Source organism: Streptomyces sp. NBC_01390, assembly GCF_045040105.1.
Lineage (GTDB): Bacteria > Actinomycetota > Actinomycetes > Streptomycetales > Streptomycetaceae > Streptomyces.
Genome location: NZ_CP109551.1, coordinates 6,210,852 through 6,224,371, shown reverse-complemented (window position 1 = coordinate 6,224,371; position 13,520 = coordinate 6,210,852). Strand labels below are relative to the sequence as shown.

Genomic DNA, 13,520 nt, shown 5'->3' with positions numbered 1-13,520 from the left:
CCGGGGGTCAGTACTCGTCCTCGTCCGTGTCCTGCCCCTGGTCCTGGTATTGCTCCTGATCCTGATTCTGGCCCTGCTCCTGCTCCTGTGTCTGCCCCGAGTTCTGTCCCTGGCCGTTGCCCTCGCCCTGCCGCTCCTGAGGCTGAGGCCGGGGCTCGGCCTGGACCGGGCCCCGCGTCTGGCTCGGGCTCGCTGTAGGTGTCGGACTCTGGCCGGGACTCTGGCTCTCGTCCCCCACCGGAGTCTGTGGCGGGACCGGGGTCTCCTTCCTGGTCTGCTTCAGGCGTTCGGCGCCGACCTGGAGGGCGTGGACCGTGTACTCCGTGCGGGGCTCGGCCAAGCCGCCGTTGGTGAGGACGATCGCGTCGTCGCCGACCCGTACTGCGGCGAGATCCAGGGTGAGCGTGGCCGGGGCGCCGTCCAGTTCGCCCCTCGTCGAAAGGCGCAGCCCCTGCCGGGCATCCCCCGTCTCAGGCAGCCGGACCTCCTTGACCCGCACCTCCTGGCGGACGCCGCGCGGCCCGACCGCCGTGAAGCGGGCGCACTTCTGCGGCATCGTCCGCAGCCAGGCGAGCCGCTTGTCGACGTCGGCCCGGTGGGCGGCGCTGACCTGGTAGCGGAGCTGTCCGCCGTCGTCGTAGTCGTCGAACCCGGCGACGGCACGCGCTCCGGCCGGTTCGCCCACCAGCTCCTCCGTGTACACGGCGTCCAGGAGACGTCCGCAGTCGGCGTTGTCCGCCGTCGCCTTGAGCAGCGCGTCCCGCCAGAGCGCGGCGCCCTCGCTGGGAGTCCACGGCGCCCCGAGGTCGGCGTCGGTGAGGAGGGCGCCCCTGGCCTGGGCGTCGGTGAGGGCCTGCGGGGCGGTCGGGGAGGCTGAGGCGTGCTGTGCGGGAGTGGGCGAGGCGGCGGCTCTGGCCTGCTTGAGTCCCGTGTCGCCCCCGGCGTGGTACCCGTCGTGTGTGCACGCGGCCAGCGTCAGCAGGGCGCCCGTCCCGAGGGCCGAGGCGAGCAGACGTACCGCACGGGGCGAGGGCCGACGGGTCATCAAGGGGTTCCTCCAGAGGTGCCGTACGTCAGATCGCTCCTCCGACGGCACCACTGCGAGCCGGGTCCCACCACCGGGCCGGGCCGTACGGGTGAGACGCCCCGTCTGAGAGCCTGTGCTGCCGGGAAAGGAGCCTTCACCGTGACGACTGCGGAACCCAACACCCACGCCCAGCCCCACGCTCAGACCCATGCCCCTGCCGCACAAGGCGGTCCATCTCACCCCGTGCCCGTCATCATCGACTGCGACACGGGCATCGACGACGCCCTGGCCCTGCTGTTCGCCGTACGCCACCCGGGAATCGACCTCCGCGCGGTCAGCTGTGTCGCCGGGAACACGGACGTCGACCAGGTCGTACGCAACACCCTCACCGTCCTCGACCAGGCCGGCGCCCCCGATCTGCCCGTCGCGCGTGGGGCCGAGCGGCCGTTGATCGAGCCCGCGCGGCCCGCCGCCCATGTGCACGGACGGGACGGCCTGGGCGACCTCGGCCTGGCCGCGTCCAGCACCCGCAAGCCCGTCGACGTGGACGCGGTGACCCTGCTGCGCCGCGAGATACTCGGCTCGCCCCGCCCGGTCACGCTGATACCGATGGCCCCGCTCACCAACATCGCCCTGCTCCTGCGTACGCACCCCGAGGTGACGGCCAACATCGAGCGGATCGTCTTCATGGGCGGCGCGGTGGAGGTCGGGAACGCCACTCCCGTCGCCGAGTTCAACGTGTGGCACGACCCGGAGGCCGCCGCCGTGCTCCTCACCGCCGGGGTGCCGATCACGATGTACGGCCTGGACGTCTTCCGGCGCGTCGTCGTGCCGGGGGTCGATGTCCAGCGGCTGCGCGCGAGCGCGGAACCGGGCGCGCGGCTCGCCGGTGAGCTGCTGGCCCACCGCGACCCGGCCGCCACCGGCGACCCCACCCCCAGCGGCGGCCTCGGCGATGCGGGCGCCGTCTGCTCGGTCGCCGACCCGGCCGGGCTGACCACCAGCCTGCTGCCGGTCGAGGTCTCCCTCGCGCCGGGCCCGACCCGCGGCCAGACGGTCGTCGACCGCAGACCGCGCCCCGGCGAGTCCGAGATCCACCACGGCACCCGTACGCAACCGCTGGTGGACGTGGCGCTGGACATCGACGTGGACCGGTACGTGGAGCTGTATCTCAGGACGGTGGAGGGCCAGCACCGGTAGGCGCCGGGCAGTCGGCGGCCGGGCAGACCCCGTCAACGACGTCCGCCCCGGTACCGCTCGCGAGGAGCGGTACCGGGGCGGACGTACATCAGGCCCTGTTCAGGCACTGTTCAGGACATGATCATGTTCGTGATCACGAACCGGCGCGACCCGCCTTGCGTCGCTTCGTCGCCATCACGATCGCCGCGCCGCCGATCAGCAGCGCGGCGGCGCCGCCCGCGATCGGGCCGGTGGCGCTGCCGCCGCCGGTCTCGGCCAGCGGCGGCTGGCTGCTGTCCGGGCTGGCCGGGGTGGCCGGCGGGGTGGACTCCGGCGTCGACTCGGACGGCGTCGGGGTCGACGGCGTCTCGGAGGCGGGCGGGGTCGTCTCGGACACGGGCTCGGAGGGGGTCGGCGTACCCGGGGTCTCCTCGGCCGGAGGCGTCGGGGTCGGGCTGCCCGGGGTCTCCTCGACCGGCGGAGGCGTGGTCGAGCAGTCCTTCGTACCGCCGTTCCAGGCGGCGATCAGCTTGTCCTTGATGACCGGACGGTCCGGGCCCTTGGGCAGGTCGCCGTGCTCGAAGCCGTCGTTGGCGTCGAGGTTGCCGTCGAACTTGACCTTGCCGCGGTAGAGGTCGATCTGCGCGAAGCAGCCCGCGTCCGGCACCGCGATGTCGAGCGAGTCGGTCTGACCCTGCATGACCGTGACGGTGTCGAAGTCGACGAAGACCTGCAGCCCGGAGGTGCCGAAGGTGGCACCGTGGGCGATGTAGGAGGCCAGGGAGGCGGTGCAGGTGCTGGCGTCACCGGCGGTGCGGACCTTGACGTGGACCTTGCCGTCGTCGGTGGGCTTGAGGGTCTGGTCGTCGACGCGGACCGAGTCGAAGAAGTTCTGCCCGTCGAGGGAGAACTGGCAGCGGTCGGTCTCGGTCTTGGTGCCCGCGCCGGCGCCGGGCTTGTAGCCGCCGGTCTTGGAGCCCCAGCCGTCACCGCCGGGCGTGCCCGTGGCCCAGGCCCCCGTGGCCGAGGCCGCGCAGAGGGCGAGCGTGGCCGCGCCCGTTCCCAGGAGGTGCAGCGCGGTGACACGACTCAGTATGGACATGCGGATCCCATCTTCGCGTGTGCGAGAACCCGGGTGCGGCGGGAGGACAGCACGTCGCTGCCAGGCCGTACCGGGGAGTGTGGTGGAAGGAACGCCCGGCCCATTGGTCACATGCGCCACAGCGTTCGCACATCGTGAATCGTGTGGACCGGGGTGTCAACTTGGTGGAATGCAAAGGATGTTCGCGCTTAATTACCATTTCGCCACACAAGGAGGGGTGTGTTCCGGGGGCGCGTAGGTTCACGTTCCCGGCGAAGTGGACAGCTTGGGTTCTGGAAGAGCCACAGCAAGGAGACAACGAGTGCCCGAACCGACTCTGGACCTTTCCTCCCGGGACCCCGACTGGTGGCGCCAGGCGGTCTTCTACCAGGTGTACCCGCGCAGCTTCGCCGACGCCGACGGCGACGGACTGGGTGACCTGAAGGGCGTCACCCGGCGTCTGACGCATCTGAGCGCACTGGGCGTGGACGCCCTCTGGCTCAGCCCGTTCTACCCCTCCGAACTCGCCGACGGCGGCTACGACGTCGCCGACTACCGTGACGTCGACCCCCGCCTGGGCACCCTCGACGACTTCGACGCCATGGTCGCCGAGGCACACCGCCTCGCCCTCAAGGTCATGGTGGACATCGTCCCCAACCACACCTCCCGGCGGCACGTGTGGTTCGAGGAGGCGCTGCGCTCGGCGCCCGGCTCCCCGGCCCGCGACCGCTATGTCTTCCGCGACGGCAGGGGCGCACACGGCGAACTCCCGCCCACCGACTGGCAGTCCGTGTTCGGCGGCAGCGCATGGCAGCGGGTGACCGGCGACCAGGCGCCGGACGGCCAAGCGCCGGACGGTCAGTGGTACCTGCATCTCTTCACGCCCGAACAGCCCGACCTCAACTGGGCCAACGACGAGATCCGCGCCGACTTCCGCACCACGCTCCGCTTCTGGTCCGACCGGGGTGTGGACGGCTTCCGCATCGACGTCGCCCACGCCCTGGCGAAGGACCTCGACATGCCGCTGCGGGACCTCGGCGCCCCGGAACTGAGCGGTGAGCAGGCCCTCGCCGCCCTCCCGCCCGGCACCCACCCCTTCTTCGACCGCGACGAGGTCCACGAGATCTACCGCGACTGGCGCAAGATCCTCGACGCCTACACCCCGCCCCGCATGGCGGTCGCCGAGGCCTGGGTCCCGGGCGCCCGCCGCGCCCTGTACGCCCGCCCAGACGAACTCGGCCAGGCCTTCAACTTCGAGTATCTGCAGGCTGGTTGGGACGCGAATGAACTGAAGCAGGTCATCACCGACTCCCTCACCACGGCCCGCTCGGCGGGCGCCTCGGCCACCTGGGTCCTCTCCAACCACGACGTCGTACGCCACGCCTCCCGCCTCGCGCTCCCGGCGGGCACCGACCTGAACGCCTGGCTGCTGTCGGACGGCACCTCCCCGCCGGTCGACGAGGCCGCCGCCCTGCGCCGGGCCCGGGCGGCGACGCTGCTGATGCTGGCGCTGCCGGGCTCGTCGTACGTCTACCAGGGCGAGGAACTGGGCCTGCCCGAGGTGGCCGACCTGCCCGCCGGGGCCCTCCAGGACCCGATCTGGGAACAGACGGCGCACACGAGCAAGGGCCGCGACGGCTGCCGGGTGCCGCTGCCGTGGACGACGACCGGCCCGTCGTACGGATTCGGCGCGGGCGGCGCCTGGCTGCCGCAGCCGCCGGTCTTCGCGTCGTACGCCGTCGAGGCACAGGACGGGGCCGAGGGCTCGACCCTGGAGCTGTATCGCGCGGCCCTCGCCCTCCGCCGCCGCCTGCTGGACGGCGAGGAGCTGACCTGGGCGGCGGAATCCGCCCCCGGTGTCCTGGACCTCACCCGCACGGACAACTGGCGCTGCGTGACGAACCTGTCGGCCACGCCGGTCGAACTACCGCCCGGGGACGTCCTGTTGAGCAGCGCGCCGCTGGACCCGGACGGACGGCTGGGCCCGGACACCACGGTCTGGCTCGGCAGCCGCCAGGATCCGTCCTAGCGGGTCCTGGCGCGGGCGTTCACCCTGCCGTGGGACTCGGCGCCGGATAGCCGGCGACGTCCGGCGGCGGGGTGAGGACGACGGTCGGGGAGCCCGGCGCGGGGACGGGCGGGGTGACGTCGGAGGCGGGCAGTTTCGGCGGGGTGGTCTCCTGGAAGAGCACTGTGTCGAAATTGACGAGCCCCGTCTTCTCCATGACCGTGATGTGGTCGAGGACGGTGACGTTGGCCTGGTCGGCGAGGGCGCGGACCAGCGTGTTCTTGGTGGTCGACCGGATCTTGGCGACGGTGTTGAAGATCGACCCGTGGGTGATGCGCAGGATGTTGGCGAAGTCGCTGTCGAACTGGCTCCCCCTGCTGTCCGCGGTCAGCGTGTTGATGAACCCCTGCTGCTGCGGACTGGGCAGGTTCGGAATGGTGATCCCGAGCTGCGGGGCGATCCGCCGCACGGTCGCGTCCAGTGCCGCGTGCCCGGAGACGAGATGCTGCCCGGCGGTGATGACCGCCGGTGAGGTCCCCTTCCCGATCGCCATCTGCCCGACCGGGTACTCCCAGAGCCCGGCCGCCCGCACCTTCACCACGAAGTCGCGGTCGGCCTCCGTCAACGGGCCGGCCGAGGTCTGCGCGACGATCCGGGTGGGCGAACTGGACACGGTCTGGACACCGAGCATGGCGGGGTAGGCGAGCGCGGCCAGGGTCAGACCCAGCGCGCCACCCACGAAAAGGGTGCCGGTCGAGCTCCGGGTGAAACGCACCTTGCCTCCTGAAGCGACGGGAGTCGTCGGGGAGGTATACGGAGGGGAGTGGCGGCCGAACCTTTCGTCTCCGTATGGCCTACGCAAAAGGTGTGCCATGAAGCCAGGTGTTGCCGGTGTCATGAACTGACAGGATGTCGGGTGTCACAGGCCCGGACCCGAGGGCCCTGGAGTGGGGGAAGAACAACGTGGAGATACTCGCCCTGATCGGCATTCTTCTGCTGGTCGCCGGAGGATGCGTCTGTGTCGTGTGGGCGTCGCGGGGCGGACCCTGGTGGGTACGCGGGGTGGCCCGGTTGACGCTGGCGGCGGGCGAAGCGCTGCGCAAGTCGTCCCGTTCCAGCCGGAGGTCGGGCCAGAACTACTCGGACGACGGTTCGTGACAGCCGCGGTGGTGGCCCTCGACGTGCCCGCGACCCCCACCTCCGCCGCTCTGCACCTCCGCCCCTGGCGCCCGGCGGACGTCGCCGCCCTGGTCGAGGCGTGCCAGGACCCCGTACTGCGCCGCTGGACGAGCCACGGCGCCGTCAGGAACGAGGAGGACGGGCTGCGCTGGATCGGGAGCCAGCGGCGGGGCTGGGAGGCCGGTGACCGGTTCTGCTTCGCCGTCCTTGAGGCCGGACCCGGGCCCGGGTCCGGCGAGTTGGTGGGACAGGTGGTCCTCAAGGACGTCGTCCCCGGCAGACCGTCGGCCGAGGTGGGCTACTGGACCGCGGCCCACGCGCGGGGGCGGGGAGTCGCCCCTCGTGCCCTGGAGGCGCTCACGAACTGGGCCTTCGACGCGCTGCCGGGCCGCGGCGGCACCGAGGGCCTCCTGAGCCTCGAACTCCTGCACCAGGAGGACAACCTGTCCTCGTGCCGAGTGGCCCACAAGAGCGGCTACGCACTCGACCGCGTCCTGCCGTCGGCACCGCCCGAGTTTCCCCGCGACGGCCATGTCCACGTACGGCACAGGGAGCCGTCGCCCACGCGCTCGCCATGGTCCGGCGCCCGGCCCGCGTGATCGTCGTCAACGACACCGGACACGGAGGGACGCCGTACGGGGGAGGGCGCTACGGAGGACTTCGTACGCACCCCGCCCCCGGATGGCCGCGCTCGCCCCGGGCGCCCGCGAGGACGTCCCCACGGCCCCTGACCTGGGTGAGCTTGCGCGGCTATTCCCGCCGGACGTGTGACATTGCCGCTCGTCCGTGGGGCCAGGTTCTGTGCTAGCGTAGTTTTCAGTTGCAGTTGTGGTTCCCAAAGATTTCCGGTGTTAGTTCCGGCGGGGCGATCATTGCGGCGACGCGGGGTCCGCACGGTGCGGGCCCCCGAGCATGCCCCAAGGAGATTTGACATGGCCACCGGTACCGTGAAGTGGTTCAACGCGGAAAAGGGCTTCGGCTTCATCGAGCAGGACGGCGGCGGCGCTGACGTCTTCGCCCACTACTCGAACATCGCCACCCAGGGTTTTCGTGAGCTCCACGAGGGCCAGAAGGTGACGTTCGACGTCACGCAGGGTCAGAAGGGCCCGCAGGCGGAGAACATCCTCCCCGCCTGATCCGCGTGAATCTGGCGGTCCACTAGTGGACCGGCAAACCACGTGATTGTGGCCGGGGCCCGCACCTAGGGGTGTGGGCCCCGGCTCACAGTTTTTTTCGGGACGTTTTCAGTACCGGACACCGGTCGCCGTCCCTGATTCTTGGGGGCACCCTCTCTGGGTCAGCCCCTTCACCGCTCGTTTCCTTTCGGCCCGTCCCCACGGCCTTCTTGTCCTGTGTGCTGCCGCTGTCGCGGCGGACGCTGAGCGCTGCCGTGATTCTGTCGACGTGCCGCATTGAGGAAGGTTCTGCATGAACCGGTCGTTCGCCGACCTGGGCCTGCCGCCCTCGCTGCTGGCCTCCCTCACCGTCGAGGGCATCACCGTCCCCTTCCCGATCCAGGCGGCCACGCTGCCGGACACTCTCGCAGGTCACGACGTCATGGGCCGTGGTCAGACCGGCTCGGGCAAGACCCTGGCCTTCGGCCTGGCACTGCTGGCCCGCCTCGCCGGACAGCGCGCCGAGGCGGGACGCCCGCTGGCCCTCGTCCTCGTACCGACCCGTGAGCTCGCCCAGCAGGTCGTGGACGCGCTCACCCCGCACGCCAATGCCATGAACCTGCGGATGACGACCATCGTCGGCGGGCTGCCCATCTCGCGTCAGGCCCGTGCGCTGAGCGCCGGCACCGAGGTCGTCATCGCGACGCCCGGCCGGCTCCGCGACCTCGTCGACCGACGCGACTGCCGCCTCGACCGTGTCTCCGTCACCGTCCTCGACGAGGCCGACCAGATGGTCGACATGGGCTTCCTGCCGCAGGTCACCCATCTGCTCGACCAGGTGCCGCGCAAGGGCCAGCGCATGCTGTTCTCCGCCACGCTCGACGCGGACGTCGGCCGGCTCGCCCGCCGCTACCTGCACAACCCCCTGGTGCACGAGACCGACCCGCACGCCGGCGCCGTCACGACGATGGAGCACCACGTGCTCTACGTCGACGACGTCGACAAGAAGACGGTCGCCACCGAGATCGCCGCCCGTGACGGGCGTGTGCTCATGTTCATGGACACCCGGCGCAGCGTCGACCGCCTCACCAAGCACCTGCTGAAGAGCGGCGTCCGCGCGGCAGCCCTGCACGGCGGCCGTTCCCAGCCCCAGCGCACGCGCACGCTCGCCCAGTTCAAGACGGGCGAGGTCACCGTGCTGGTGGCGTCCGACGTCGCCGCCCGTGGCATCCACATCGACGACCTCGACCTGGTCGTCAACGTGGACCCGCCCGGCGGTGCCAAGGACTACCTCCACCGCGGCGGCCGTACGGCGCGTGCCGGGGCGTCCGGCAGCGTGGTCACCCTGGTCCTGCCCGAGCAGCGCCGCGAGATGCGGAGCCTGACGCGGGCGGCGGGCGTCGACCCGAACACGGCCAAGGTCTCCCCCGGTGCCGCCGAACTGACCCGCATCACCGGTGCCCGTACGCCTTCGGGCATACCCGTGGTCATCCCGGTTCCGGCCCCCACCCCGCCGGCCGCCCCCAAGGGCGACGGCTCCGGCGGCCGGTCCAGATCCTCGCGGTCCCGGTCCGGTTCGGGCGCGGGTTCCGGCTCGGGCTCGGGTTCGGGTTCGCGTTCCCGCCGCGGCTCCGCCGAGGGCGGTTCGGCTACGGCGCGCACAGCGGGCGGTGGCGCCGCCGGCAAGGGCCGTACGGCTGGCGGTGGCGGTGGCGGTGCCAAGAAGGCGTCACGTCCGACCGGTGGCGGTGCCAAGCCGCCGCGTGTGTCGGGCGGCAACCCGTCCGCCCGTACGGAGCAGGACTCCGCCGGTGAGCCTCGCAGCCGCCGACGTAGGGCGCCCCGTAACCGGCGCCCCGGTTCTTCCGACGCCCGCCAGGCCGGCTGACCCCCGCGTTCGTCCCAGCTTCACCCCAGCCGGTCGGTTTCAGGCCGATCGGCGCCAGAACCACTGACCCCGGACCCTTCTGACCTGCGGAGGCACCATGCGTTGTGTGATCGCCCGATTCCCGTTCGACCTGATCATGAGCGAGGTCACGCACAAGATGGACGGGGTAGCTCCCGAGCCCATCACCAGTGCGGCTGTCGGTATCGGTGGTGTGGACTACCCCGTCAAGCAGGTCGGCGCGGTGATCACCCGCCTTGACCGGCGGGACTTCACCGAGAAGGAGATGATCGCTGCGCTGAACCGGCTCGGCTTCACCTGCCGTCCGGCTGCCGCGCCTGCGCCGGCGCGTCCGGCGGTTATCGATCCTTGGGCCGAGATGCAGTAGCACTCCGTTCGGTTGGGCGGTGTGTTGGCCGGCGGTGCGCTTTCGGGTGCGGGTGCGTTGGGGGTTTGCGCAGTTCCCCGCGCCCCTTGGAGGCGGTGCGTTGTTGGCTGCGGGGCTGTGGGGGCTTTTCGCGCAGTTCCCCGCGCCCCTTGATGTGGGCCGTGCGTTGTTGGCTGCGGGCCCGTGGGGGGCTTGTCGCGCCCACGCGGCGGAGCCGCATATCGACACAGCCTCGCGCCCCTGAAAAAAGACGGGGGCGCGGGGGAACCGGCGGAGTTAGTTGATCGGGACTCCCGTCACCGTTGTGGCCAAGGGGTAGGCACCCGTCTTGAGGGGGGTGCCTACCTTTCCTGTTGCTGTTGTTACTGGGACCAGGGTGTTCGCGTCGGCCGTCGTGACGTAGGCCGTGGTGCCGTTCCAGTTGAGGGTGACGTCGAAGGCGGAGCGGCCGACGGTGACCGGGGTGCCCGGAGCGCCGGTCACCGTGTCGAGCGGGGTGATCGTGTCGCCGTTGCTCGCGCTGACCCAGAGGGTGCGGCCGTCGGGGGAGACGGCGAGGCCGTACGCCTGGCCGGTGACCAGGAAGGTCGGGCGGGTTTCGTTCGTGGCGGTGTCGATGGGCGTGATCGTCGAGCCGCCGGAGTTGGACACGTACACCGTCCGCCCGTCGGGAGCCGCGACCACGTTGAACGGGTTCGGCCCGACCGCGATCGGTGTTCCGGCCTTGGCCGTCGCCAGGTCCACCGGGCTCACCGTGCTGTCGTGGATGTTCGCCACGTACAGGGTGGTGCCGTCCGGGGTGATCGCCATGTTCTCCGGGCCGTCGCCCACCGCGATCTTCGCGCCCGCCGTGCCGGTGGCCAGGTCGATCGGCTGAACCGCGTCGTCCGAGTAGTCCGCGACCCAGAGGGTCCGCCCGTCGGGGGTGAGGGCGAGACCCGCGGGTACGTCCCCGACCGGCACGGTCGACGTGACCTTCGCGGCGGCGACATCGATGACGCTCACCGTGTCCGAGCCCTGGTTCGCCGCATAGGCGGTACGGCCGTCCGAACTGACCACGATCTCCCCCGGGTTGGCGCCGACCGGAATCTCCGTCGACGTGCCGGAGGCCAGGTCCACCGAACTGACCGACGCACCACTGAAGTTGGCGGTGAGGGCGCGTTCGCTGCCGCCGACGGATCCGGTTATGCGTACAGGGATCGCCCGGCTCAGCAGGCTGTCGCCGGTGACGGCTACCGACCTTGTGCCGGCCTTTGTCCCGCTCGCCGCCGTGAAGGTCAGGGTCGTGGTGGCCTTGCCGCCCACCGGGACGGTGACCGAACCCGAGGACGGGGTGACGGTCAGGCCGTCAACCGGCTTGATGCTCCAGGTTGTTGTGCCGGTGGTGGTGGCTCGGTTGTCGGCGATGGTGAGGGTTGCCGTCGTGGTGCCGCCGGGAGGCAGTGACAGGGACGCGGGGGTGAAGGAGGCGTCCGGGCCCGGGTCGGGGGCGGCTCGCAGGGTCGCGTCGAACAGGAAGCGGTCCAGTACGCCGGGGGCGATCTGCTGTGGGACCGAGTCGAGTTGTCTGCGCTGCGACTGGAGGCGGGTGTAGAGGGTGGACACCGCGTCCGAGTCGCCGTTCGTCTGCGCGAGCATCAGCTGTACGGCGGTGCCGCCCGCCTCTCCGTATGCGCCGAGCTTGTCGAGCCAGGCCGAAGTCTCGGTCAGGAAGCGTGAGTTGGAGAGGTTGGCGCGGAGGTCGGCGGGGGCGGCGGCCATTGCCCTGAAGTAGGCGCTGAGGGCGCGGGCCGCCTTGTCGAGGCCTTCGCCGCTCTCGTACGCCGTCGTGAACGCCTTGAGGAGAGGGGTGAGCGTGGGTGACTCGGTGGCGTCCAGGAGGGAGGAGTAGTTGTTCTCCGCGAAGACTTGGAGGGAGGCGGCCGTGGACGCGTTCGCTGCAAAGTCCTTCACCGAGGCCAGGAAGGCCGCTCTCGGGTCGTACGCCTTCGGGTTCCAGGCGTAGGAGGCCGAGGTGAAGAGGGCGAGTTTGCTGGCCTCCGCCTGGATCATCGGGTTGGCGGTGATGCCCGTGACCTGGGTGGGCACGCCTGCCTCGCGGCCGGTGTAGGGGCCCAGGAGGAGGCGGCTGGTGGTGTAGTCGTTCACCGGGTAGTTGTCCCAGATGAGGATCGGGTGACCGAACAACTCCTTTGCCTGGCGGGCCTGTTCGGTGCTGATCGTCGGCGCGATGACTCCGACGCCCGTCCATTCGACGACGACCGAGGGGTCCAGTTTCTCCCGTAGCGCGGTCTTGTACGGGGAGTCGGCGAGGTCCGAGTACTCGGTCGGGACCATTTCGAGAGGGGTCACGTCGTCGTGTGCGGCGACGAAGTCCTTGACGACGGCGTTGAGAAGCGTCGACTGGGCGGTGCCGGCCGCGCCGCCGCCGGTGCCGAACTTCTGCTCGTCGGCAGGGCAGTTCCACGCCGTATAGCTGATGTCGTCCAGCGGTACGGCGAACGAGCGCACGCCGATCGCGTACAGCGACTCGAACTTGGCGACCAGGGCGTGGATGTCGGCGGCCGAGGAGTAGCAGACCGACAGGCCGGGGGAGAGGGCGTAGGTGAAGCGGACGTGGTTCGCGGCGGCGCGGTCGACCAGTTGCTTCAGGGTGGCCAGTTGGGCGGGCGGGTAGTCGTCGCGCCAGTTCGCGCGCAGATACGGGTCGTCCTTGGGGGAGTAGACGTACACGTTCTGCTTGGTGCGGCCGTAGAAGTCGAGTTGGGAGAGACGGTCCTGCTGGGTCCAGGGGGCGCCGTAGAAGCCCTCGATCACTCCGCGCAGGGCGGTCGTCGGCCAGTCCCGGACGGTCGTGGCGGGGACCGAGCCGTGGGTGATCAGCTGGCGGAGAGACTGGGCCGCGTAGAACGTGCCCGTCGTGTCCACGCCGGACAGGGCGATGGTGCCCTTGCCGGTGGCCAACGTGTAGCCGCCGGAGGGGAGTTGGGTGGGGGGATCGGCGTGGAGACGCTTGAGCGCCCTTGCCGTCGCCGGGTTCTCGGTGGGGCCGCCGACGTAGACGGTGAGGGCGGCGGGGGGTGTCGGACGGCCCGCGACGACCGTACGGATGGTGCGGGCGCCGGCGTCGCGCAGGACGCGTTCGACGAGGGCGCGGGCGGCGGGGTCGGTGGCATGGCCGATGACCTCGACGACCTGCTTCGGGACCGGTTGGGTGCCGTGGCCGGGTCGCGACTGCTGGGGTGTCGGCCAGATGTGGGGGACGGAGGCCGCGGTGGCGGAGTGGGGCGTCGCCGCCGCGGCGGGGGCCGGGGCGGTGCCCAGCACGCAGAGGGCCAGTGCGGCCAGAAGGCCGCTCGCTGACTTCAGTGCCGGGGTCACGGCCGGCTCCGGTTCAGTATTTTATCCATCGTGCGGAATCTTGGTGGATGGATTCACCCGACGGCAAGACCCCCTTCACCTGGTTCTTGCGAGGAGGCCCCGTCGTTCACGCCGGGGAGGAATCGCATCCGGGGGTCGTGACGCGGAGCGTCGCTGCGTCCGGTTGAGGGTGCGGAGCGCCCCCGTACCGCTGTTGACATCGCCCAGGTGATGCGAACGTGTGTGCCGGTGATCGCTGGGCAGGGTGAGGGCCATGGGGTCGGGGTGCGTTTGTGCG

Annotated in this window: 11 protein-coding genes; 7 read left to right on the top strand and 4 right to left on the bottom strand. The window is 71.0% G+C overall.

Annotated elements, in window-relative coordinates; translation table 11 throughout:
- Positions 1 to 7: 7 nt before the first annotated feature.
- Positions 8 to 1,045 carry a hypothetical protein gene (locus tag OG241_RS28005; RefSeq protein ID WP_405818999.1) on the bottom strand — a complete coding sequence of 346 codons (1,038 nt, stop codon included), beginning with the start codon at positions 1,043 to 1,045 and terminating at the stop codon, positions 8 to 10.
- A gap of 225 nt (positions 1,046 to 1,270) precedes the next feature.
- On the opposite strand from OG241_RS28005, the gene OG241_RS28000 reads away from it, so the two are divergent.
- Complete coding sequence (locus tag OG241_RS28000) at positions 1,271 to 2,227, top strand: nucleoside hydrolase (RefSeq protein ID WP_405826452.1); 957 nt, start codon at positions 1,271 to 1,273, stop codon at positions 2,225 to 2,227.
- Between the two features lie 133 nt (positions 2,228 to 2,360).
- On the opposite strand, the gene OG241_RS27995 is transcribed toward OG241_RS28000, so the two are convergent.
- Entirely contained in the window at positions 2,361 to 3,308 is a 948-nt protein-coding gene (locus OG241_RS27995) for an LAETG motif-containing sortase-dependent surface protein (protein WP_405818997.1), read from the bottom strand.
- Positions 3,309 to 3,609: 301 nt separating this feature from the next.
- Here OG241_RS27995 and OG241_RS27990 point away from each other — a divergent pair, with 301 nt between their 5' ends.
- Positions 3,610 to 5,316, top strand: a complete 1,707-nt coding sequence (locus OG241_RS27990; RefSeq protein WP_405818995.1) for a glycoside hydrolase family 13 protein — start codon at positions 3,610 to 3,612, stop codon at positions 5,314 to 5,316.
- Positions 5,317 to 5,335: 19 nt separating this feature from the next.
- Here the strand turns inward: OG241_RS27990 and OG241_RS27985 are convergent, their stop codons facing one another.
- Entirely contained in the window at positions 5,336 to 6,070 is a 735-nt protein-coding gene (locus OG241_RS27985) for a DUF4142 domain-containing protein (protein ID WP_405818993.1), read from the bottom strand.
- A 134-nt stretch (positions 6,071 to 6,204) separates the two neighbouring features.
- Between OG241_RS27985 and OG241_RS27980 the strand changes: the two genes are divergently transcribed.
- The 5 genes from OG241_RS27980 to OG241_RS27960 all read left to right on the top strand — a co-directional run bounded on the left by OG241_RS27980 (position 6,205) and on the right by OG241_RS27960 (position 9,862).
- Complete coding sequence (locus tag OG241_RS27980) at positions 6,205 to 6,453, top strand: hypothetical protein (protein ID WP_405818991.1); 249 nt, start codon at positions 6,205 to 6,207, stop codon at positions 6,451 to 6,453.
- A complete protein-coding gene (locus OG241_RS27975; RefSeq protein WP_405818989.1) occupies positions 6,450 to 7,073 on the top strand; it encodes a GNAT family N-acetyltransferase in 624 nt (207 codons plus the stop codon). Before OG241_RS27980 ends, OG241_RS27975 begins: the two co-directional genes overlap by 4 nt.
- Before the next feature lie 333 nt (positions 7,074 to 7,406).
- Positions 7,407 to 7,610, top strand: coding sequence for a cold-shock protein (locus OG241_RS27970; RefSeq protein ID WP_006373337.1), 204 nt, complete (start codon positions 7,407 to 7,409; stop codon positions 7,608 to 7,610).
- Positions 7,611 to 7,902: 292 nt separating this feature from the next.
- A complete protein-coding gene (locus OG241_RS27965; protein WP_405818988.1) occupies positions 7,903 to 9,477 on the top strand; it encodes a DEAD/DEAH box helicase in 1,575 nt (524 codons plus the stop codon).
- A 97-nt stretch (positions 9,478 to 9,574) separates the two neighbouring features.
- On the top strand, positions 9,575 to 9,862 hold the full coding sequence (locus OG241_RS27960; RefSeq protein WP_006375774.1) for an SCO5918 family protein: 288 nt from the start codon (positions 9,575 to 9,577) through the stop codon (positions 9,860 to 9,862).
- Positions 9,863 to 10,138: 276 nt separating this feature from the next.
- Here the strand turns inward: OG241_RS27960 and OG241_RS27955 are convergent, their stop codons facing one another.
- Positions 10,139 to 13,243 carry a beta-N-acetylglucosaminidase domain-containing protein gene (locus OG241_RS27955; protein ID WP_405818986.1) on the bottom strand — a complete coding sequence of 1,035 codons (3,105 nt, stop codon included), beginning with the start codon at positions 13,241 to 13,243 and terminating at the stop codon, positions 10,139 to 10,141.
- Positions 13,244 to 13,520: the final 277 nt, after the last annotated feature.